General features: G+C 45.8%; 19 protein-coding genes. 4 read left to right on the forward strand and 15 right to left on the reverse strand.

Annotated features, from left to right (window positions below; translation table 11 throughout):
• Nucleotides 1–37 precede the first annotated feature (37 nt).
• From AC58QC_RS03430 to AC58QC_RS03460, 7 genes are all read right to left on the reverse strand, one after another.
• Nucleotides 38–1,801, reverse strand: a complete 1,764-nt coding sequence (locus tag AC58QC_RS03430) for a glycoside hydrolase family 2 protein (protein ID WP_497413790.1) — start codon at nt 1,799–1,801, stop codon at nt 38–40.
• Nucleotides 1,802–1,989: 188 nt separating this feature from the next.
• Nucleotides 1,990–2,268, reverse strand: a complete 279-nt coding sequence (locus AC58QC_RS03435) for a hypothetical protein (protein ID WP_497413791.1) — start codon at nt 2,266–2,268, stop codon at nt 1,990–1,992.
• 165 nt (nt 2,269–2,433) lie between these two features.
• Nucleotides 2,434–3,339: a DUF8832 domain-containing protein gene (locus tag AC58QC_RS03440; RefSeq protein WP_497413792.1), complete on the reverse strand. Its 906-nt coding sequence runs from the start codon at nt 3,337–3,339 to the stop codon at nt 2,434–2,436.
• Nucleotides 3,273–4,292 carry a hypothetical protein gene (locus AC58QC_RS03445; RefSeq protein WP_497413793.1) on the reverse strand — a complete coding sequence of 340 codons (1,020 nt, stop codon included), beginning with the start codon at nt 4,290–4,292 and terminating at the stop codon, nt 3,273–3,275. The genes AC58QC_RS03440 and AC58QC_RS03445 overlap by 67 nt, the downstream gene beginning before the upstream one ends.
• 13 nt (nt 4,293–4,305) lie before the next feature.
• A complete protein-coding gene (locus AC58QC_RS03450) occupies nt 4,306–5,067 on the reverse strand; it encodes a DUF975 family protein (protein ID WP_497413794.1) in 762 nt (253 codons plus the stop codon).
• A 227-nt stretch (nt 5,068–5,294) separates the two neighbouring features.
• Nucleotides 5,295–6,446, reverse strand: a complete 1,152-nt coding sequence (locus AC58QC_RS03455; protein ID WP_497413795.1) for a serine hydrolase domain-containing protein — start codon at nt 6,444–6,446, stop codon at nt 5,295–5,297.
• Between the two features lie 136 nt (nt 6,447–6,582).
• Nucleotides 6,583–7,479 carry an ArsR/SmtB family transcription factor gene (locus AC58QC_RS03460; protein WP_497413796.1) on the reverse strand — a complete coding sequence of 299 codons (897 nt, stop codon included), beginning with the start codon at nt 7,477–7,479 and terminating at the stop codon, nt 6,583–6,585.
• A 142-nt stretch (nt 7,480–7,621) separates the two neighbouring features.
• On the opposite strand from AC58QC_RS03460, the gene arfA reads away from it, so the two are divergent.
• Together arfA and AC58QC_RS03470 are read left to right on the forward strand one after the other, a co-directional pair.
• A complete protein-coding gene (gene arfA / locus AC58QC_RS03465; protein ID WP_497413797.1) occupies nt 7,622–9,133 on the forward strand; it encodes an arabinosylfuranosidase ArfA in 1,512 nt (503 codons plus the stop codon).
• Nucleotides 9,134–9,257: 124 nt separating this feature from the next.
• Nucleotides 9,258–10,037 (forward strand): sporulation protein, encoded by a 780-nt coding sequence (locus tag AC58QC_RS03470; protein ID WP_497413798.1) that lies wholly within the window; start codon nt 9,258–9,260, stop codon nt 10,035–10,037.
• Nucleotides 10,038–10,359: 322 nt separating this feature from the next.
• Here the strand turns inward: AC58QC_RS03470 and AC58QC_RS03475 are convergent, their stop codons facing one another.
• The 7 genes from AC58QC_RS03475 to AC58QC_RS03505 all read right to left on the reverse strand — a co-directional run bounded on the left by AC58QC_RS03475 (nt 10,360) and on the right by AC58QC_RS03505 (nt 18,417).
• Nucleotides 10,360–11,466, reverse strand: a complete 1,107-nt coding sequence (locus AC58QC_RS03475; protein ID WP_497413799.1) for a Ger(x)C family spore germination protein — start codon at nt 11,464–11,466, stop codon at nt 10,360–10,362.
• Nucleotides 11,463–12,866, reverse strand: a complete 1,404-nt coding sequence (locus AC58QC_RS03480; RefSeq protein WP_497413800.1) for a spore germination protein — start codon at nt 12,864–12,866, stop codon at nt 11,463–11,465. The genes AC58QC_RS03475 and AC58QC_RS03480 overlap by 4 nt, the downstream gene beginning before the upstream one ends.
• Nucleotides 12,863–13,945 (reverse strand): endospore germination permease, encoded by a 1,083-nt coding sequence (locus AC58QC_RS03485; protein ID WP_497413801.1) that lies wholly within the window; start codon nt 13,943–13,945, stop codon nt 12,863–12,865. Before AC58QC_RS03485 ends, AC58QC_RS03480 begins: the two co-directional genes overlap by 4 nt.
• Nucleotides 13,946–14,368: 423 nt before the next feature.
• A complete protein-coding gene (locus tag AC58QC_RS03490; RefSeq protein ID WP_497413802.1) occupies nt 14,369–15,679 on the reverse strand; it encodes an LLM class flavin-dependent oxidoreductase in 1,311 nt (436 codons plus the stop codon).
• Entirely contained in the window at nt 15,676–16,677 is a 1,002-nt protein-coding gene (locus tag AC58QC_RS03495) for an aldo/keto reductase (RefSeq protein ID WP_497413803.1), read from the reverse strand. The genes AC58QC_RS03490 and AC58QC_RS03495 overlap by 4 nt, the downstream gene beginning before the upstream one ends.
• 53 nt (nt 16,678–16,730) lie before the next feature.
• Complete coding sequence (locus tag AC58QC_RS03500; protein WP_497413804.1) at nt 16,731–17,609, reverse strand: ABC transporter permease; 879 nt, start codon at nt 17,607–17,609, stop codon at nt 16,731–16,733.
• Between the two features lie 28 nt (nt 17,610–17,637).
• Nucleotides 17,638–18,417, reverse strand: coding sequence for an ABC transporter ATP-binding protein (locus tag AC58QC_RS03505; RefSeq protein WP_497413805.1), 780 nt, complete (start codon nt 18,415–18,417; stop codon nt 17,638–17,640).
• A 569-nt stretch (nt 18,418–18,986) separates the two neighbouring features.
• Here AC58QC_RS03505 and AC58QC_RS03510 point away from each other — a divergent pair.
• Together AC58QC_RS03510 and AC58QC_RS03515 are read left to right on the forward strand one after the other, a co-directional pair.
• Nucleotides 18,987–20,066, forward strand: a complete 1,080-nt coding sequence (locus AC58QC_RS03510; protein WP_497413806.1) for an aliphatic sulfonate ABC transporter substrate-binding protein — start codon at nt 18,987–18,989, stop codon at nt 20,064–20,066.
• 41 nt (nt 20,067–20,107) lie between these two features.
• The gene (locus tag AC58QC_RS03515) at nt 20,108–21,454 is read left to right on the forward strand and encodes an LLM class flavin-dependent oxidoreductase (protein ID WP_497413807.1); all 1,347 of its coding nucleotides are present in this window, start codon (nt 20,108–20,110) and stop codon (nt 21,452–21,454) included.
• Nucleotides 21,455–21,544: 90 nt separating this feature from the next.
• Here the strand turns inward: AC58QC_RS03515 and AC58QC_RS03520 are convergent, their stop codons facing one another.
• Nucleotides 21,545–22,753, reverse strand: a complete 1,209-nt coding sequence (locus AC58QC_RS03520; protein ID WP_497413808.1) for an epoxide hydrolase family protein — start codon at nt 22,751–22,753, stop codon at nt 21,545–21,547.
• Nucleotides 22,754–22,862: the final 109 nt, after the last annotated feature.

The following is a 22,862-nucleotide window of genomic DNA, read 5'->3' on the forward strand; positions in this document are numbered from 1 at the left end:
ACTCCATTGGGAGCAGACGGCGTTTCTATGAATACTTCTAGTTACGATCATTAATCGCTTTGATGATTTCCACAGGGATTTTCGGTTTGCGATCATAGGTCAGTAGGCCATTGATCTCCTGCTCGACATCCGTCAATTGCGTATAACAATAGCCTTGAACAACACCTGAGTTCAGGAGTGGACGAATAACGGCGCGCAGCTTTTGCTCATAATCCTCGTCATTATCTGCCCCGGAGTAACCCCAGCCCTCCCATTCACTCTTCTTGTATGCAATCCCACCGAATTCAGTTACGAGGATCGGCTGATCTTGATAAGGGAAGCCTTCCACAAATAAACGTCGATTCGCCGGCATCGCATGGACAGCCTTTTCCTTGGAGCTATATCGCTCACTTAGCACCTCTTCCCGCCACTCATAATCATGAATTGCGAATAAGTCGGTTGTCACAAGCTCCCAGCCATCATTCGAAATGACAGGGCGCATCGGATCCAGCGATTTGCTCAAATGATACATCGTTAAAGCATGCTGCTGCTGCCGTTTATCGATTTGAATATTCGGGACACCCCAGCTTTCATTGAGCGGTACCCAAGCAATAATCGACGGATGGTTATAATCCCGTTCCATCGAGGCGATCCATTCTTTGGTAAATTGACCCACGTATTTATCCGAGTACTCATACGCATTCGCTGCTTCGCTCCATACGACGAGTCCCAACACATCACACCAATATAGGAATCTTGGATCCTCCAGCTTCTGATGCTTCCGAGCCCCATTGAAGCCCATCGACTTGGTAAGCTCGATATCTTGCTTAATCGCTTCATCGCTCGGCGGCGTCAAATTCCCATCGGGGAAATAGCCTTGATCCAGCACCATTTTCAGAAAATAGGGACGATTATTCAAGCATAGTTTACCGTCCTCGATCGAAACCTTCCGCATCCCAAAGTAACTGCTCACCACATCCACAACCTCGTTATCAATCAGAAGTGTGAAGGTGACATCGTATAAATTTGGATTCTCTGGTGTCCACCAACCGCCAAGTCCATGATCATTAAAATCGTTCAAACGGATCTTCCGTGCACCCGTCCCGCTTCGAATTCCATACACATCTTCGGAGACTAGCTCGCCTTTAAAAGAAATATCAACCTTCAGCTGATGCTTGGACGTCGGATGTGCGTCGATGCCCTCGATTTCGTAGCTGATTTCGATTTGCTTGGCATCGATATCCGGCGTCATTTTCACCTTATCCAAGTAAGCGTTGGCAGAAACAGCCTCCATCCACACCGTTTGCCAAATCCCCGTGGTTCTCGTATAGAAAATACTAGCGGAATCCGCTTTCCAATATTGCTTCCCTCGTGGCAGCGTCACATCTGTGCTGAAATCTACTGCCTTTACAACGAGGTGATTGGTCCCGTCCTGAAGAGCATCTGTAATGTCCGCGTGGAAAGGCGTATGACCACCTTCGTGCGTTGCTACCAGGATGCCATTGACCCAAACCGATGCTAGGTAATCGACTGCTCCAAAATGAAGCAGAATTCGCTTATTGTCAAAAGCCTGTGGAATCTCAAGCTCACGGCGGTACCAGACAATATCGTGGAATTCATTATTGCCAATGCCGCTTAATTGACTTTGAAAAGCAAACGGCACTTGAATTGTCTGCGAGAAGTCCTTGTCGCCCGTATGCCACTTCTGCTTCGCCCCAACACCTGCATCATCGAACTCAAACTGCCACTCGCCATTCAAATTAACCCAGCTATCACGTACAAATTGCGGCCTTGGGTATTCAGCTCTCGGTTGGTTGCTCATTGTGTTGGAAAACCTCCAATTAGATAATTTAAAAGTTAACTAAATAACGTAATAATCCCTAATTTCATTATGCAATCGTACCAAAATAAAGTCAATATGTGTTATTCAATTAACTTTAAAGTTAACTTAATACCCTATTCCCAAAAGAAAAGACCCCCACATTTACGTGAGGGTCCTCCTATTATGACTTAGTCGATATAGCCAGCCATGCCATTTTTCATTAAGTACTCCATCTCAGCTTCCAGAATCGTATCCACCGCAAGCTCACTTAGCTTCACATCGGGGCGGCTCAGAATATGGTCGATCAAATCGTCACTATCAATATCAACAGGTCCTTTCGAGCCTTGTTCAGCTTTGGCGATATACGCTTTTTCATGTTTCAGAACGATCTCAATTTGTTTCGGATCTGTCTTTGTTTTATTGATAATGAATTGTAACAACTCCTGCTCATTCATTGGTGCAGTCATTCTTCTCACTCCTAATCTGGTTATATCGCCTATTGTACCATAAGTGAACAAAAAGAGACCCACAGCAACGGGCTGCGGGTCTAAAGGTTTATATTTTAAAAGGGGGTCGTCTTTTATTATAGGCGATTAACATGTATGTCAGATGACTACAATATTTCTTTTATATTACAAATTTACTTGAATCACATAGGGAACGATGAAAACTTCGTTATTCTGCTGAAACTGGCCCCAAATTTTGTAGATCCCTTTCTTGGGAAACAGAATCTTAAACGCCGCGGTAGGTCCCGAAGTAGCTGCTGTTTCTGTCGGATGCACATGCACATACTCCTTGCCATCCTCACTAATCGCAACTACATGGCCTACACTGCCTAGATATGGCTGCAAATTCGTAACAGGCGTTTTCCCTGCACCCTGCTTAAACGTGAATACCATGTCCAGCGTCATACCCGCCATGAGATGATCAAAGGCTAGGGTGACTTCCTTGTCACCTATTTGTTTGGTTAAGCTTTTGTCTGGCTGAAGCTTAACAGCCTTCGGTGCCTTTCCGTTAATAGTCACCCAATGGGACTGTACGGTTTCCCCTAAGCCAGTTGGCGTATAATCAGCAAAAAGTTGATAATAGCCTCCCGCTGGGAAAGTCGTTTGGACATCGAATCGCCCACCGCCAGCATAGCTGGGATGCAAGTGGTCGAAGTAGGACAAATCCTTACTGACCACGATGAGGTGCATGAGCTTCTCGTGCATCACATCAAATTTCTCGATGGGTCGATTCCATTTATTTTGAACCAAAATCGTGATGTTCGACAGTTCATTAGGTAAATAATTCGGGGAATCCACCGAGAAGTGGGCAATTGCATCACTGGTATGCTGATGTGTGACTGATGACGGGGCCATCGTCATCCCCGACATGCCAGACATATCGGACATATCAATCGTCGTTGTGGAAGATGCACCGCAAGCCGTTACTAAGACGGTCAAGCAAATAAATACCACTCCATGCCATTTCATTCGTTTTTGTTTGATGTAACCGGCGCTGCAAGAATACTTAATCCAAGTGAGGACAATGCGCACAGGAAAATCGTTCCTCCCCAGAGCTCAGGAGACCAGTCTAATGTATGAAATAATTTCTGGTTAGCGAAATACAGTCCCCAGATCATAACTGGAAGAACAAAGAAAACAGCTTTATAGCGCCAGTCCGTAACTTCCCTCTCTTTGATCTCCCGAAATAGCACATCACCGATCACCCCGCTTATGAGCAGAATGATAATCGATCCATAATCTCTAAATCCGTCAAGGACTGCCAGGAATATCGACTCAAACAGAAAGAAGAAAGTAACCGTTCCGAAAGGGAGTTTCCATCTTCGCAACACAAACATCAACGGAATCACAAGAATCATCGTTGTCAGCATGAAATCCACGACTGCTCTTGCGATTGCATCATAATCCCTAGCCATCCATAAGTGCTGGCGAAAAGACCATGCGTACATGAGGAAGAAAGCGAACACCGTAAAGGTTAGTCCAATGGAAGTTAACGCCGGTAACAATTGGCGAAATGTCGGCGCAGCACCTTTTTCAGCAGCGCTGATCGCACGATAGGGACTTGTCAGAATTAAGAGGACACCCGCAAGTAAAAGGAGATGTGTCGGGCTTAGCAGGGCTTCAATATTAACCTCTATACCGAAGACGGTATGCCAGTACATATCCCCGAGCCCACCTAGGAAGAAGAGAATCACCCCTGCTACACCAAGCTTGTAGCCAACGGGGATCGCCGCGATCCAAGTGGGAGACTGACTTTTCAATTTGTTCGAGCGAATCATCATGAAAATCCAAATGGCACAAGCCAGGTAGCCTGAGTATAAGATGCCATGCCATGGTGTAAAGAACGTCTCCACCGCACCATGATTATGGGCGAAGCCGTCCACAAACAAACCAATGATTAGCCACATCCCCATGATCATCGTAATCGAATGCTTCGACGTAGCTGTGGTTACTTGCGCGTCATTTACCATCACTGGGACAGACAAAACAATCAGCTCCTTATAAAATGGGTAGATTTAATTCTTTCGGGTTACTCAGACCATCGTGCAAGGCTTGCTCACGCAAAACCAAATATAACTCTGCTTTCGTAGAATTATAATACGGTAATACGAACAACACACCTACGCCGAGCGCTATGGCACCGAGCAGAAACCACCCAATGAAAGAGAGATCCAGAACAAACATCCGCCATTTAAATCCTCGGGTCATCTGGTTGCTGAGCTGAACGGCTCTCTTCCTTCCGATGGTCGGATTATCACCCAAAATATAAGGCACCATACTGTACGCATAGGTCTTCACAATGCCTGGGATAATGAGCAATAAATACCACAAGAAATTAAGCAATGCACTCCAGAACATGCCTGCTACAACTCCTAAATATCTGCCTTTGCCAAAAGCGTACAAGAGGTAATTCATTTCGACATCCCCCTGAGAGGCTTGTTTAAAATATTGTTGCGCATTCACCTTGAACGGAGCAAGCACAAAAATATTGAAAGCTATCGCTGCCAATCCAGCTACGGAAGCAAAAATAATGATGAAAATAAGAATGATTGCACCTACACCATCAGAGACATCGCCAAAGCCTCCATGCATGTCAGATAGATTAAAAGACGAAGATGAGCCCTTATTAGAATTCCCAGAACAACTTGGAATCCCACCACTAACTAAAGCCAGTAACAAACTTACCAGAAATGCCTTCCAATACGATGTACGCAGTACTTGTTTCGCTCTACTTTTTAACTCTTTACGCGACCAATTCACGTAATCCCTCCTCAGGAAAATCAATATATACCATCCTATTTTATCTCAGATAGTCATAGAACAGTACCTTTTTTTACCAAAGGTTACATTAAGTTTCTTGGATCAATGTAGTTATACATTGGGTGGTCTTATCTTAAATCAAAAGCAAAAAAGCTGCCGAGACGTTCTCGACAGCCAGAGGCTGCTTCAGCAACCCGCATTTTCCCTTACTCAAGTTGTCATCTTCATTACGTAAGCGATCCGTAGATGACAGCACGCAGACGGGGGTGAATATACGGCTCCAGACTCGGCAGCATTTGCTGCATGTACACAACGGACAGTTGTTCCTGCGGATCAATCAATACCCAGGATCCAGCTAGACCTGCCCAACCATATTCGCCTATCGAGCCGTTACAGCCGCCAGCTGCAGGATCTATCATAACTCGGACGCCTAGCCCATAGCCATAACCGCTATGGTGCGGCCAATTGTAATCTTGGAGCTGTTGTGGACTTAAGTGATTGGTAGCCATCAATTGCACCGTCTTGCGGCTAAGAATCCGCACGCCGTCCAACTCACCGCCATTCGCCAGTGCCTGCGTAAACCGGCTATAATCACCGATGGTTGACAAAAGGCCGGCCCCGCCGCTCTCATATTTACATTCAGGCTGATAAGGCGCGTCGGTATCGCTATTAGGGGTGAGCTCCCCATTATCTGCGCGATCATAAATTCTACTAAGCCTATCCCGTTTATCTTCGGAAATACGGAATGAAGTGTCAGTCATCCCAAGTGGGTCAAAAATTTCCTTTTTCATAAATTGAGCCAATGTTTTACCAGACAAAACTTCAATCAATGCGGCAAGGACATCGTGGCTCGTCCCATACTTCCAATGTGTGCCAGGATCGAATGCGAGCGGAATCTCCGCAAGTGCTTTAGATAACGAGCGCATATCCATCGTTGTAGCATTTTCTATTAACGTAAGAGTCAATCGTTCGGTTTCTAAATTGTCACCGCCGTATGTGAACCCCGAAGTCATGGTGAACAAATCTTTGATCAAGATCGGAGATGTAGCTGGTGATGCTGATCTTACACCGAATTCATTATACCGGTGCACCATCGGATTTTTAAACTCAGGCAAATAATTCTCGAGCGGATCGTTTAGAAGAAACAGCCCCTTCTCGTACAGCATTAAAGCTGCTACACAGGTAATCACCTTGGTCATGGAGTAAATGCGGAAGATGGTGTCCGCTTCTATCTTCTTTTTCAGCTCTACATCTGCGTATCCAAAGCTTTCCTGATACACAACTTGGCCATTTTTGATCACTGTACAGGCACATCCAGGAGGTCCTTTTTCGATCCATTCCGTAAGTAGCGGCGTTAAACGCTCTTGCAAACGTTCCATAAAATTCTTCACCCTTTCCTATATGAGAACCAAGAATTGTATGAGAATCAAAGATGATTATTTCTTGATAACAACTATTTCCTTATTTATCCTGTAACTCCTTCGTGCCCTACCCTATTTTCTTCGTTCATGGACCTTACTCATAGTAACATCTCATCAAGATATCTTGATCATAATTTCCGAATCCCTTACCGAAAAGAGTCAAACCGCCACGTCCACGTTTGGTATCCTCTGCGCTTATTCGGAAACTCCAGTACTTCGGGTCTACCCGCAGGTCATGGATGCTCACATCTGAAAGACGTTGACCATCAATGTACGTACCATTGTCAGTAATACGAAGCACCTTCAGCAACCCGTATTGATTCACATCCGAATGCCACCATTCTGGCGTCAGCTTGCCCCTCGATTCCCCATAATCGCCAGGACTTGTCCAAGTGCCCAGCAACCGATCATTGAGAGAGAAACAGATATCTGAAGGCCAGTTTTCATTCACTTGAGGAGCCTCGGATCCAATTTCCAGCGAAATTTCTATTTCTCTTAAAACGTGATCTTTTAACAAGTAATTGGGCACTTTATACTCGACAAATCCCTTAGCTAACCAAAGAATTCCTGCGTTTACCCTTTCCGGATCCATAAAATAAGTTGGATTATCATAGTGGCCAATGATCTTCTCTGTCGTCGCAATTCCACATGTCGGCCATGCTTCATAATCCGTGTAATGTCCGATTGGGACGGACACTTCCTTAAAGCTATTTTTTCTTTCTGGAGACAGCTTGATCTGCAAATATTCCGTATTCACGAAGCAAAATTTGTAGGTACCGCCGTTTACTCGTTTCATTTTACTACCTACAAGACCCGCTTGTTCAAGCTTGTTGACATGACTGCTTACAATCGCATTACTGAGATAGAGCTCGGCAGCAAGCTCCTTAATATGCATTTCCTTAATAAATAGTTTATCTATTATTTTGAGGCGAACATCGCTCGCCAAAGCTTCATAAACCTGAAGTGACGCAGAATCCGTCTTTAGATACATGGAATAACACCCCGCAGAATTAGCAATTTAATTAATCCTAAACTTTATACTTGAACCTCATAGTCATTATCATACATAATATAGATGAAATCAGCAAACTCAGAATAAACAAATATACTAATCCTTGAAGGAGGATATTCCAATGTCTTTACGTTCAACTATGCTCATTGACAAAAACTTTATTAAGGCACCCGTCGATCCTCGCCTCTACGGATCATTCATTGAACATTTAGGCCGAGCTGTTTATGGCGGTATTTACGAGCCAGGTCACCCTACGGCAGATGCGAATGGTTTCCGACAAGATGCGATTGAAGCCATTCGGGCGCTGCAAGTTCCTATCATTCGTTATCCAGGAGGCAATTTTGTTTCCGGATATAATTGGGAAGATGGGGTCGGACCCAAGAAAGATCGTAAGCGTCTACTTGAGCTTGCCTGGTGGACAACGGAGACCAATGAAATCGGTACCAATGAATTCGCGGATTGGGCGAAATTAGTTGGTTCAGAGGTCATGATGGCGGTTAATCTCGGAACACGCGGCATCGACGATGCAAGAAATCTGATCGAGTACTGCAATCATCCGTCAGGCTCCTACTATAGTGATTTGCGAATTTCGCACGGCTATAAGGAACCTCACAAATTCAAAACTTGGTGCTTAGGGAACGAAATGGACGGCCCCTGGCAGATCGGCACCAAAACAGCTGTTGAGTATGGCCGCCTCGCCAATGAAACGGCAAAAGTCATGCGCTGGGTAGATCCTACCATCGAATTGGTTGCTTGCGGCAGCTCCTCTAGCGGCATGAGTACCTTCGCAGACTGGGAGGCAACCGTTCTCGATTTGAGCTATGAGAATGTGGATTATTTGTCATTGCATGCCTACTACAATAATAATAGCAATGATACCTCCAATTTCCTTGCCACATCGCTTAATCTCGATCAGTTCATCGACAGTGTCGCATCCATTTGCGATTATGTGAAAGCCAAAAAGCGAAGCAAGAAGAAGATTATGCTCTCCTTAGATGAATGGAATGTGTGGAACACCATTGGAACTAGTCGCGCGACAGAACGCTGGCATATTGCTCCGCCAGAGTTCGAAGATGTCTATACACACGAAGATGCATTAGCCGTGGGATGCTTCCTTATTACGTTATTGAAGCATGCTGATCGTGTCAAAATGGCTTGCATGGCTCAATTGATTAACGTTATCGCACCGATTACCACTGAAACAGGTGGTCCGCTATGGCTGCAAACGACCTACTACCCGTTCCTTCATGCTTCCATCTATGGCAGAGGAACTGTTCTTCATACGGTCAATTCATCACCGAAGTACGATTCCAAAGATTATACGGATGTTCCTTATCTTGAATCGATTTGTGTTTACGATGAGGAGCAGGGGCATATTACGATCTTCGCTGTGAATCGGCATCTGACAGAAACAATGGAATTGCAACTCGATATTCGCAGCTTCGGAGATGTTAGCTTGATCGAGCATATCGTGCTTGAGCATGAAGATCTTAAAGCGATGAATACCAAGGCTAATCCAAACCATGTAACTCCTCACTGGAGCGGTAATTCCCACATAGACAATGGATATGTCACGAGCCAACTTGCCAAAGCATCTTGGAACGTCATTCGATTGCAAGCTAAAAAAGGGTAGCAAACAGCCAGTATGCGTAATAGCCAATTTCTTCTAAAGTTCCATTTTTAATGACACCATATGAAACTTCTTGCGCATTACATCGTATCAGTGAATATATGAATGCCAAGGAGGAACTTTACAGATGACCATGTTTAAACGAATGTTAGCAAGCGTCGGGATCGGCGCAGCCCAAGTAGACCTCATGCTCCATGAAGATGAGGTGAACGCGGGGGATATGATCAGCGGCGTCGTCCAGATTCAAGGGGGACGCGTGGATCAGCAGATTGATGACGTTTATGCCTTCGTTATGACACGTTACGTGAAGGAACAGAACGATACAAAAATACAAGTCGAAGCTGCCGTGGCCAAATTCCAGCTTACCGGGAAATTTACGGTTGAGGCTGAGCAGGTTTATGAGTTTCCCGTCTCGTTCCAGCTTCCAGCTATTACGCCAGCGACGATGGGAAGAACCCCTGTTTGGATACAAACCGGACTTGATATTAAAGAAGCCGTTGATCCGAAGGATCATGATCAGCTTCAAGTAAGACCACACCCGCATGCCGCGGTTGTACTGGAGGCTGTCGAAGAGCTTGGATTCCGACTCCGCGAGGTGACATGCGAATACGCGCCAAGTTTTGGCAGAATGAACGGATTGCCTTTCGTTCAAGAATTCGAATTCGTCCCTTCCTCGCAATTCCGGGGCCAACTCGATGAATTGGAAATTATCTTCTTCCCGGACGAGGACGGCGTCGAGTTGCTGCTGCAGATCGATCGCAAAGCGCGCGGGCTAGCTGGCCTATTCGCTGAAGCGACTGGTACGGATGAGAATTTTGTAAAGGTACGGTTCGACCGCAATGAACTAGCTTCCGGAGCTAACTACGTTGCCGGTGAACTGGCTGATTTGATCCGCAATTATGTATAAGACTTCATCAACATAGTTACAAACGCACAGAAGCCTTTCCCAATGAGGAGAGGCTTCTTTATTTTGTAGATTCTTTTGCCCAACATGGGATTGAAACCCTTTTTGTAGAAAAACGTAAAAAACCATAAAAATTCGCAAACACTCATTACAATTAGTAATATAACAAGCTTGATCAATCGAATTCAAAATTTAGGCACATAAAAACTTCACCGATAGGTGGAGTTTTTTTTGCTCAGCGAAAAAGACGCCCGCATGGAGCGCCTCATTTCTGTAGCCTCTTTTCTAATGCGTGCTTGTATGATGTGTTTTAACCCGAGATATGCTATGTTTTCTTGAGTTCTCCGGTATGTTGAATATAAACATGGACATTGATTTGGTTTAGCGATGAAGAAGTAAGCTCAATATCTTGCCAGTTTTTCATTTTTTTCTTAAACATAACATTTCTAAAATTGTAAATATCAGCCTTTATACTTAACCCCTCTTCAAATGTAGTTCGGATTTCTTTTTTTATTAGATCCTCTGCTTCTTTCTCCATTTCTTGCTCGGATGGAAGGCTGTCAAGTAATTCAACAATATTCCCCCTGACTCTGACCTCAATATTGAAAATCGGTTTCCCGTCTTGTTCTGTAACCGTTATTTTAGGTTTGGGTTTTTCAAGTGAGATGATTGCAGACTTTATCTCAATGGGTGTTCTAGATGTCTTTTTCTCCATCCATCGCAATCCATTAATCTGATTTTTTGCCATCCAACCTTGAAAGCCGCTTTTTCGAACGACAAACACACCGTTTATTTTCAATTTATTTTCAGAATTCTTTTCGGACTGCCATGCGGTTTTATCGATGGTTAGGGTTGGAACTATAGCGTCCATACCGGGCTCATTGAGATTAATTTGATATTCTTGCGCAAGGAGGGGCTTTACGAACGAACTCTGAATATAATTATCTTCCGGTTGCCCAAGAATGGTGGTGATCGGCGACATTTGAAAAAAAGAGGGTGTTTTAAAGATGTCCTCAATGGATCCTTTCGTGCCGAATATCCATGGTGTATACCTAAATTCTCTGTATCTCTTTAAATTATCGAAGTAATCCTCGCCTCCAGCTTGCATCGCACTTTCGGTAAACAGATATGCGCGAACATGACTCCAATATATTCTTCTTTGTACCGTATTATAAATATCGCCAAATGCCAAAGTGGGCGTCTTTCCTCTCCCTTTACCGACATACACTTGCGGGCCGTTCCCTCCGCCTCCAGTTTCCGACTTAGCTACATTGCCAAAGGATACCGTTTGAATGTAGGCCTCATAAAGATTATTTTTATAATCAATCCCTATGGCTGTAACGTAAAGCAGATCTTGAAGATTTTTATTATCCCAACACCCGGAAAGGCATATCATACAACAAAGTGTGATTAAGAGTGTCACTGGTTTCATTGCCTCTCTCCTTGTGACGTAGAATCTGTCGTATGCAGCATGCCCGGTCTATTCTTTTTGGATTTGAAAGGTCGAGTAAATAGCGCTAATATGGACGATTTAACATTGAGTTCGGCGATCGGAGACCAGTAGGATATACCGAAAGATGTCAGTGTAGAGGTATACGCCACCACTGAAAGTAATCCGATAAAAAATCCATATATACCTAAGCAGGATGATATCACTAGCACGTAAATGCGAACAAGGGTGACGGTACCTGTCAAGGATTGATTAACCAAGGTAAAGGATGCAACGGCAGACGCTGCTGTAACCATAAGCAGGGCGGAAGAGGCAAGTCCAGAACGAATCGCAGCATCCCCAATAATAAGTCCCCCGACTACCGTTACCGTTTGTCCTACTGGTTTCGGCAAACGAATGCCGGCTTCACGAAACAATTCGAATAGTCCAAAAATCAAAAAGTTCTCTATCGTCGATGAATAGGGTATACCTATACGTGCTTGAACAATAGTTGCAAGTAATGGAAACGGAATTTGGTCGATATTAAAGCAGGTCAATGAAATATAGAATCCAGGCAGAAACATGGCAATTACAAGACCGATAAGACGTAACATGCGTTGTAATATCGTATAGTAGTAAGAAGAATGTGCATCCTCGGGAGATTTTAATTGCTCGGTAAGATTGGATGGGCCAATGATTGCCATTGGAGATCCGTCCAAGAGGATAACAAATCTGCCCTTCAACAGCGCCTCAGCTGCAAAGTCAGGTCTTCCAATCGTGTCCACTAATGGAAAGATGGAGTCGCTTGAATCACTTAAATATTCTTCTAACTGAGCACATCCAATAACGGAGTCTACATCAATTTGGGAAATCCGACGCTTCGCTTCAGTAACGAAATCCGGGTTCATAATATCTTTGATATATAGAATGGCTAAACGTACATTCCCCCTTTTACCTACAATGAAATGTTCATATTGAAGGGAAGTGGTTTTTAATCGTTTGCGAATGAGGGCAACGTTGGTGATTACTTCCTCTGTAAAACCATCGCGCGGTCCGCGAATGGATATTTCGCTGATGGATTCTTCCGGCTGGCGTTTAGGCGGATTGGCAATATCTGCTTCATAGACATGTGTTTCATTCTCATGGAAAAATAAAACAATCACATTACCTGAAAAAACAAGCTGTTCAATGTGACTAAGCTCTTCATTCTCGTCTATAAGCTTCAGCTCATCGTTTCGAATCATTTCAGTCATTCGCGGGAGTACATTTTCATTTAACTGTTTGCTATCCACCATGCCTTCGCAGTAAACAACTTGAGTGCCGCTGCGCTTCTGAAATTTCACATCATAACAGGAAGAGAATAAAGCCCTGAAGTCCGCTTCTTTTGCATTTTTGATGTTCATACCAATCCTCTTTTTCTTGTTGTAAAGTAGGCTAAGGCAGTCCAACAGAGAATAGACAACGTGGATAGTGGATAGAAGTAATTTTTAGTAAAAGCTAAAAAATCGCTATCGTTGATTTGAAGCTCTACACCGATAAATAAGGCCATCGTGCATGCAACGATCGTAATTTTTTGATACCGTTGCTTGGGAGTCAGTAAATCGCCTATTAAAAACAGCCCCAGACTGATTAGAATAGCCGTACTACTAAGCCACTGGTACATAGATAAAAAGTCAAGATGCTCCACGAAACTGCTGATTCTAACTAACCGCCACTGCGTAAAAAGAGGGAACCGCTGTTTCAATGCTTCATATGGACCGAAAATCATTAACACACTCAAAACAGCATTGATGACTATTAACGAAAAAACAGACATTATTCCTACAAAATGCTTCCATTTGAAATTGCCTTCCGTATGTGATGATAGTAATAATAACAGGAACAATTCCATGCCAGCTCTAAGGGTGGTTGTCGCGCCTTCTAAGATGGACCTTGCTCCTTCGCTAAATAGCGGGAGCAGAAGGTCGAAATGTCTGTATCTAAATGTAAATACAGCCATAAATACAATCAGAAGAAAATTAGCCGGCATTAAGATAGAATAGGAAATGGCGATCGGTTTGATCCCTTTAATAGCTAAGTAGGCACAAACGATCAGTAAAGGCGATGAAATCGCCCAAATAGGCGTAAAGGGCAGAATCATGGATTTAACCCATGTAACTACATTTTTATCAATGACAAATAGTTCACAAAACAGATATAAGGCAATCCAAGATCTCACTGCCCACGCGACTAAACTCCCCATTTTAAGTTCAATGACATCGAGGAAGGTTTGGTTAGGTGCTAGATTATTTACAATTCTATAAATCCAAAAGGCATATAAGAAATAGGCTATGCACCCGATTACACTGCTAACAAGCGCATCCCTTTTAGCTTGTTCAATTAATATGATTGCGCCTGAAATTTGGGACAGTGCAAAAGATCCGCCAAAACATAGAATATAAGCATGTACGGGATTGATTTTGGAATTGGAAAACGTCGACATAGGGCTCACCTCTTGCTCCTATATTTTCCTACAAGTTATGTTTCTATCCCAAGAATAGGTAAAAGGTGACCAGTCTTACACCTTTTTTAGGTGAGTTGGACTGATCTTTGTTTATACCAACTTCCCGAAATTCTCACAGCCACGGAAGCTCATGTGGCGAGACGAGTCAAATTTCGGAAGCAGCGCATAATTGTTAGGTACGTCACCTTTATTGCCTCGAAGGTGGAAGATGGAGTGCACTTCATTCAAGACCTTCGTTAGCCTCCCCCATCAGGTCCGCCTCTTTAAATCTACTTCAATTTGACCTTCCAGTCTTTATACTCACATGCCATTGTTTTGTAACAGTACGCCAAGAAAACCGTCAGGGCATCCTGACGGTCCTTTGAATTTATTTTTGTTGTAACTAGTTTTGTAAATACACGCCTAGACCACGCTGCGCACGTTTCCTGGGCGGACCAGCCCCAAATTTTCTCGAAGGGTTCTCCCTTCGTAAGCAGTGCGAAATAGGCCCCGGTTCTGAAGCTCCGGTATGACCTTCTGCACAAAAGCTTCCAACCCGCCGGGAAATGTCTGAGGCAAAATATTAAACCCATCGGACGCGCCTCCACGGAACCATTTCTCGATAAAATCGGCAACCTGCAGCGTTGAGCCAGTGAACGTAATATGTCCATGGCCGCCCGCATGGCGGTATATCAGCTGCCGGATCGTCATCCCCTCACGACGAGCTGCATCGAGAATGACTTCCTGACGGCTGCGAATCCCGTTAAACGCTTCTGCCGTTTTGGCTTTGTCCAGCGGCACTGGACCGTCCAATGGGTACGCAGCCAAATCGACGTCGAAACGCTCCGACATGGCCTGCAGCGCTTTGGGCAAATCCATCAACCCATTTAGTTCAGCCTCAATGTCACGGGCTTCCGCCTCCGTATCAGCCACAATCGGGCTGAGCCCAGGCAAAATATGCAGTTCGTCGGTCGACCGTCCATACTTCTTCAGTCTTCCTTTGACATCCGTGTAGAACGCTTGCCCGGCGCCGAACGTCTGTTGCGCGGTGAAGATGACCTCCGCCGTCCGGGCAGCCAGCTCTCTGCCTTGCTCGGATGAGCCGGCCTGAACAAGCACAGGATAGCCTTGCGGCGGACGTGGAATGTTGAGCGGTCCTTTGACGGCATACACATTGCCCTTAAAGTTGATCTCTCGAACTTTGTTCTCCGCAATCAGGATACCGGTCTGCTTATCGTACACAAGTGCGTCATCATCCCAGCTATCCCACAATTGCTTGACCACTTCGACGAATTCCTCTGCGCTTATATAGCGCTCTGTAAGCTCAGGATGTGCGGATCGGCCAAAGTTGTGTGAAGCATCTCCAGCGCCCGTCACGATGTTCCATCCTGCCCGTCCTCCACTAATGTGATCAAGCGAAGCAAACTGTCTGGCTACGTGGAACGGCTCATTGTAGACTGTCCCAACAGTAGCAATTAATCCGATATGTCGGGTAACCGCAGCTAAGGCGGCCAATTGGGTAAACGGCTCGAGTTTAGCCGTACGTCCGGCATAGCCGTCAGCCAGAAAAACCGAATCCATTAAACCGCCCTCGGCGATCAGCGCCATTTTACTCAAATAATGGATGTCTAGATCCCCTTCTGGATGCACCTCCGGATGACGCCATGCCGCTTCATGATGACCGGCTGCTCGCAAAAACACGTTCAAATGCAACTTCCGCTTCGTTTCACTCATCGAGCAATCAACTCCAATCTCGTGCCGCTTGTAATGGCGTCAATCTGTTTAAGCTCCTCGCTACCTAGCTTCTCGCCTAGAACGGGCAGCGCTTCGGTAATATGCTGCGGCTTGGAGACACCTAGTATAGCTGACGTTATCGCTGGTTGACTAAGTACCCAATTCAGTGCTAGCTGACCCAGCGTCCAGCCTCTCCGCTCAGCAATCGGCTTCAGCTGTTCCACGATGTGGAAATTGCGTTCCTGCTCCAGCAGCACCTTGAGACGCTGCTCGCCGGCTGCTCCGCGCGTTCCGACCGGTGGCTGTCCGCCGTAGCTGTACTTCCCTGTCAGCAAGCCGCGTCCAAGCGGGCTATACACAATTACGCCTACGCCTTCAGAAGCGGCCAAAGGCAACAGCTCCTGCTCAATCCCTCGAGCGATGAGGCTGTATTCCGGCTGGATGCTTTCGTATCTTTCCAGTCTAAGCCGAGCTGAGATACCGTGCGCCTTGGCGATTTGCCAAGCTGCATAATTAGAGGCGCCGATATAGCGAACTTTCCCTTTACGCACAAGGTCGTCCAGCGCTCGCAAGGTTTCTTCCAGCGGCGTCTCTTCGTCGAAGCGATGCACTTGATAAAGATCAATATAGTCCGTCTTCAATCTTCTTAAGCTATTGTCTATCGCGCGTTCAATATGATATCTGCTCTGTCCCGCATCATTTGGTCCTAATCCCACTCTGCCGTGTACCTTGGTGGCGAGAACAATTTGATGTCTGCGAGCGCCAAGAAGATTACCTAGAATCGTTTCGGATTCGCCAGTTTCCAATGGGTTGCCTTTATCCATTCCCGAGCCATACACATCTGCTGTATCAATGAGGGTAATCCCCGATGCTAACGCCGTATCAAGCACTTCTGCCGACGCCTTCTCGTCAATCCAACGACCGAAAGCCATCGTGCCGAGGCTCACTTCCGATACTTTTAACCCTGTTCTGCCTAATCTTCTTTGTCCGATACTCATGTCAACATCTCCTCGTTTATAGGTTAAATTACCCTCAGCGTGAAACGCTTGTTTCATCCATTGAAGCTGTCTCGCCATTTCAGCAGCTTTTTCTCTAAAATCCGCACCAGCGAATCCGAACCTTTTCCGACAAAAGCAAAAATTAAAATACCGACAAACACAATCGCTGTCTGTGAAAACTGTCTAGCATCCATGATCAAATACCCCACGCCTTCGCTTGAACCCATGATTTCAGCCACGACTAAGCCGAGCCAAGCCACCCCAATGGATAACCGCAAACCTAACAAAATATTCGGCAGCGCTGCCGGAAGCACCAGCTTCGTGATTTGTTTGAACCGATTAAATTCCAGCACGCGCGCTACATCGAACAATTTGGAATCCACATTGCGAATTCCTAGAAACGTCTGTACGTAGAGCGGAAAAAAGGCGCCTTTGGCAATAAGCAAAATTTTCGAAAACTCCCCAAAGCCGAACCATAAAATGAATAACGGGGTAATCGCTAAGTGGGGAATTGTCCGCAGCATTTGTACCGAAGGGTCTACCGACTGCTCAAACTTGCGGAATAAGCCGACTAATAGACCGAATAGCAGCCCCAAGCTTCCCCCTACCAAAAATCCTACCGCTGCGCGCCAAATACTGATTTTCAAATGCTTAAACAACTCACCGGTAATTAACAGATCATAAAAAGCAACCCCAATTTCAGCTGGTGTCGGCAGCAGTGTTTTCGAAATAATGCCTAACGATCCGACAATTTGCCAAATAATTAGAACGGTTAGCGGCAGAATCGATCCTCTTACGATGAGCAACCACTTGGGATCTTTTTTAACTGCTTTCAGTGCGTGTTGGCTTATCTTCGGAGCCTGCGCTTCTTTTGGTGAATTGGATTGAACAAATCCCTTTCCAACTCCGGCTACCACTTCTGATTGACTCATACGGATTCACCCCTACTCTTATTCTCAATTAAATTCCTGAACTGTCGATAAGCTCCAATTCCTCAACCCGCTCGAATTCACTCATAACGATTTTGCGCAATTCCAGAAACGAAACTGACGCTTTCTTTCTCGGATAGGGCAGATCAACTGGTATAATGTTACGAATTGTACCAGGCCTTGCATTCATCACAACAACACGGGTCGCAAGAAAAACAGCCTCATCTATATCATGGGTAACCAGCACCATCGTCGTGCGCTTCGCTTCCCAAATGTTCAGAGCAACCTCCTGCAAATGTGATCTTGTAAAGGCATCCAGCGCTCCGAAAGGTTCATCCAGCAGCAATACTTTAGGATCACGCAGCAGAGCTCTGGCAATCGCCACGCGTTGCGACATTCCTCCGGACAATTCTCGTGGGTAAGCTTTCTCGAAGCCCTTCAGCTTAACCAAATCAATCAATTCTTCTACTCTTTTGCGCACCGCAGGATCCTTTAATGAAAGATCGGCGGCTATATTTTTCTCAACGGTTAACCAAGGAAATAAGCGATGCTCCTGAAAAATAAATCCTTTATCAATGCCTGGCTTAACCACTTGCTGCCCATCCAACCAAACTTTTCCCTCATGATCCGTATCTAGTCCTGCGATTATCTTCAGAAGTGTGCTTTTACCGCAACCGCTAGGTCCGATAATTGTAATAAATTCACCTTGTTTAATCGTTAGTTGAATGTTGTTCAGAGCTTCAATGCGAGTGCCTTGCGGCGTGTGAAACCATTTGTGAGGCAGATCGATATCTAGTGTAACTACACTCATTGTAGACTCCTCCTTACTTGCTTCTGCGAATGAATACTTTGCATAACACATCACTCCTTCAGGAATCTTAGAAACACAAAGACTCCCGACCCGATTCTACGCAAGAATCGAATTGGAAGCCTCCAGTTGTCCGGTGGACTTATTCGTATGAGATACTGCCAAACTGTAAAAATTTTGAATGTAAACCGATCATAACACCCACTTTTAATCGGGTCAATCATTATTTCTTATAAAACCCACTTGAATAATCGGAATAAACCTGATAACATGACTCCAACACCACATATAAGCCCATTGGTCATCCAAAGGCTCCCTAACTGACAGCGTTTAAGACGTTGATCTGCTTATGGAGTCTTTTTTTTATTCAATAAATTGATCTCTCGAATTGGAGGCAGAACTTATGAGTCATTACAGCCATTTAAACACGCTTTCTAGGAGGTGTCCATGTTGGGGAATACGAAAAAATAGCTTCATCTAGGGTATTTATATTTGGTGTCGGCCATCCTACAGGCGCTTGTATCATCCATGTTTGAGATTCAACTACAACATATATAAAGGAGTTTTTAACTATGTCTATTAAAATAGGGTCATTCAAGCACTTATCCGTCCTAGTCTTTCTGATTTTTGCACTTGCCTTAACAGCTTGCGGCCAAGGCAGCAATACAACTACAGCAGGATCTAATGTTGCAACCCCTGCCTCCCCGGGAACGACCGCTGCCTCGGCGTCGACGAAACCGAAGGAAAAAGTGAAAGTGAACATCGGAGTACAAGGCAAAACAGGTATCCTAGTATATGCACGTGAGAATAACTTCTTCGAAAAAGCATTCGCTGCTGTTGGCGCTGAAGTAACTTGGAATGAGTTCGCCAGCGGCCCTCCCCACTTTGAAGCGTTGGCTTCAGGCAGACTCGATTTCGGAAGTGTCGGTGGAACCCCAGTCGTCTCAGGCCAAGTTGGCGGGATCGATTTTAAAGCCATTGGCGTTACCAGTGACGGAAAGAAAGGCAATATGATTGTCATTCCGAAAAATAGCCCCATCAAAGAACTGAAAGATCTGAAAGGCAAAAAAGTGGCCGTTGCTAAAGGGAGCAGCGCTTATAACTTCCTGTACATGGCCATTGCTAAAGCGGGTCTCAAAGACGACGATATCAAGGTTATTCAACTTCAGCCCGATGAAGCTAGACCGGCGCTGGACAGCGGCGCTATCGATGCCTGGTCCATCTGGGATCCATATGCGACCATCGCTGTGTTCCAAGCAGGCGCCAAAGTGTTAGTCTCTGGTGAGGATCTAAATATTAATGCACCAGGCTTCCTTATTGCCAGAACGAAATTCACGCAAGATCACCCTGATCTCACTGTGCTGTTCCTCAAAACCTATGAGCAAGCTCGTAAATATTACCTGGAACATCAAGATGAAGTTGCTGACAGCTTTGTCAAAACACAGAAACTGGATAAACCTATTATTGAGACTGTACTCAAAAACTCTTTCCCATTGCTGTCTCCAATCACACCGGAATTCGCCAAAGCCCATCAAGAGCAAGCCGATTTTCTTTTTTCACAAGGAGCCATTAATAAGAAATTAGATACTTCACAAGTGTTAGAAAGTAAATTCGTCGAACAAGCGCTAAAGGAATTAAGCACCCAGAAGTAAGGCACCCTGGGCTAAATGAAAGCATGAAGGAGAAGATGACGATGACAGAAACGAAACGACAAATGCGACTAGGCGCATTTCTCAGCGGAGCAGGACACCATCTGGCTGCATGGCGGTATCCAGGAGCTAATGAGCAAGGTATTCTAGACTTCCAGCATTATAAATACTTGGCACAGTTGGCCGAACGCGGGAAGTTCGATATGATTTTTTTTGCCGACATTCTGGCCGTTTCCGAGCATTTCGATACAGCCATCACGCGTATGGCCACCATTCGACCTGAACCTCTCACCCTGCTATCGGCGCTTTCCGTTGTCACTGAACGCATTGGCTTGACCGGAACACTGTCCTCCACCTTCAGTGAGCCCTATAACGTAGCAAGACAATTCGGTATGTTGGATCATTTAAGTAACGGACGCGCCGCATGGAATGTAGTTACAACTTCCAATCAAGGAGCAGCCGGCAACTTTGGTGAAACGCCTCATATGGAGCACCATCGTCGATATGAACGGGCCAAAGAATATCTGGACGTTGTGACCAAGCTATGGGACAGCTGGGAAGACGACGCGCTGATCCTAGACAAAGAGAACGGCTTATTTGCCGATAAGGACAAAGTCCACCCGGCCAATCACAATGGCACCTGGTTTTCCGTTAAAGGACCGCTTAATATGCCCCGTTCGCCGCAAGGGCGCCCCGTCGTTATTCAAGCGGGCTCCTCAAGTGATGGACGAGATTTCGCCGCCCAAACCGCGGAGGTTATTTTCACAGCTTGGCAAACGCTTGAAGAAGCGCGTACCTTTTATCAAGATGTGAAAAGTCGAGCAGTGACCTACGGACGTTCTCAAGGTGATCTCTTAATCTTGCCTGGTGTTCTTCCGATCATCGGGGCAACAGACGACGAAGCACTTAGGAAATATGAACATTTCCAGAGCCTCATACATCCGGAAGCGGCAATAACCCTACTCTCTGGTATGATCGGCCACGACCTCACTTCCTATGATCCGAATGAACCCTTCCCCGATCTTCCCGATACCTCCAATGGCGTGAAGGGCAGGTTACACTTAATCAAAGATATTGCCAAACGAGATCAGCTTAGCATTCTAGAAGTAAGCCGAAAAGTCGCTGGCGCTCGAGGACACTGGACCATCTTTGGCACCCCTTCCTCTATTGCTGATCAGCTCGAAGCGTGGTTTGTTGGGGGAGGCTGCGATGGCTTCAATATCATGGCTCCTTATTTCCCAGGAGGACTCGAGGAATTTGTCGATCTCGTTCTTCCTGAATTAAGGAAACGCGGCCTGTTCCGCAACGAGTATGAGGGTACGACGCTGCGTGAAAATCTCGGGTTATCGAGGCCCGCAAACCGCTATGCCAAAGAAGCGACGCCAATCTAAATAAAGAAGCCATCCTCCCAGCAAAAAAAGGCATCCAATTACTCTTATTGGATGCCTTTTCATATAAAACTGCTTCTGCACGGTCTCGAATCAGCGTAACGACTTGAATGCTTTGCGGAGTTCTGCAGCGAAAAGCTCTGGCTGCTCCCATGCTGCGAAATGACCACCTTTGTCGACCCTATTGTAGTAAATAAGCTTGGGGTACGCCTGCATGGTCCAACTCTTCGGGGCTTGATAGAGCTCGTAAGGAAAGACGCTCACGGCAGCAGGGATGGAGACGCCTTTGACGCCGAAGAAGGTAAACTTATTTTGCCAATAGAGGCGGCTCGAAGAAATCGCCGTGTTCGTCAACCAGTAGAGTGTAATGTTGTCGAGGACATCATCTCTTGTAAGCCCTCCGGGATGCCCTGCAAAAGCCTGGGAGATCAGTTCCAGACTTGCGGCGTCATGGTCTAGCATAAAGGCCGCCAAACCGACTGGCGAATCCACAAGTCCGGTCATTGTCTGCGGGCGCGTACCCAGCATGTTGGCATAGGCGAGGTGCATGTTCACGAAGGCCAGCTGCTCACACGCGCGCATCTCCTCATCAGTGAGACCAGAGGGCAGGGGGGTTCCGCACATGAGCGCCTTCTCAATGTAGTCCGGAACCACGCCAGGCATGTTGGAATGAATGCCAACCAGTCCCGGAGGTGCCTGTACACCCATCAAATCTGTGACAACCGCCCCCCAGTCGCCGCCCTGCGCCACATACTTCTTGTATCCAAGGCGCTTCATCAGCTCTGTCCAGGCACGCGCGATACGGGCGGGTTCCCAGCCGTTCGTGGTCGGCTTGCCTGAAAACCCGTAACCGGGTAGCGACGGAATCACCATATGGAAGGCATCCGAAGCACTCGCGCCATGTGCGGTGGGATTGGTCAGTGGTCCGATAATCTTCATCATCTCAATAATCGAGCCCGGCCATCCGTGTGTGATGATGAGCGGCAACGCATCTTTATACTTCGAACGAATGTGAATGAAGTGAATGTCTAGTCCATCGATCTCGGTAATGAACTGCGGTAGAGCATTCAGCTTTGCCTCGCACTTACGCCAATCGTAATCTGTCGCCCAATAGCGCGCGAGTTCCTGTATCGTAGCAATTTTCACGCCTTGCGATGCATCCGCGACCGTTTCTTTCTCCGGCCATTTTGTCGCGTTTATGCGCCTGAGCAATTCGGTAAGTTCATCTTCCGGGACATTCACACGAAACGGACCCCGAATGCTATTTCTGACTGTGGGTTGCTCATTACTTTTTGGCGCCATTTGTTTATCTCCTTTCGATTCGTTTTGGATTTTGAGTTTACCGTACGCAACTTCTCTTTTCCGAATAGCCCTAACTTTATGATTACGAGCAAAACCAACGAAGTATTCG

It is taken from the genome of Paenibacillus sp. J22P51 (genome assembly GCF_059692215.1).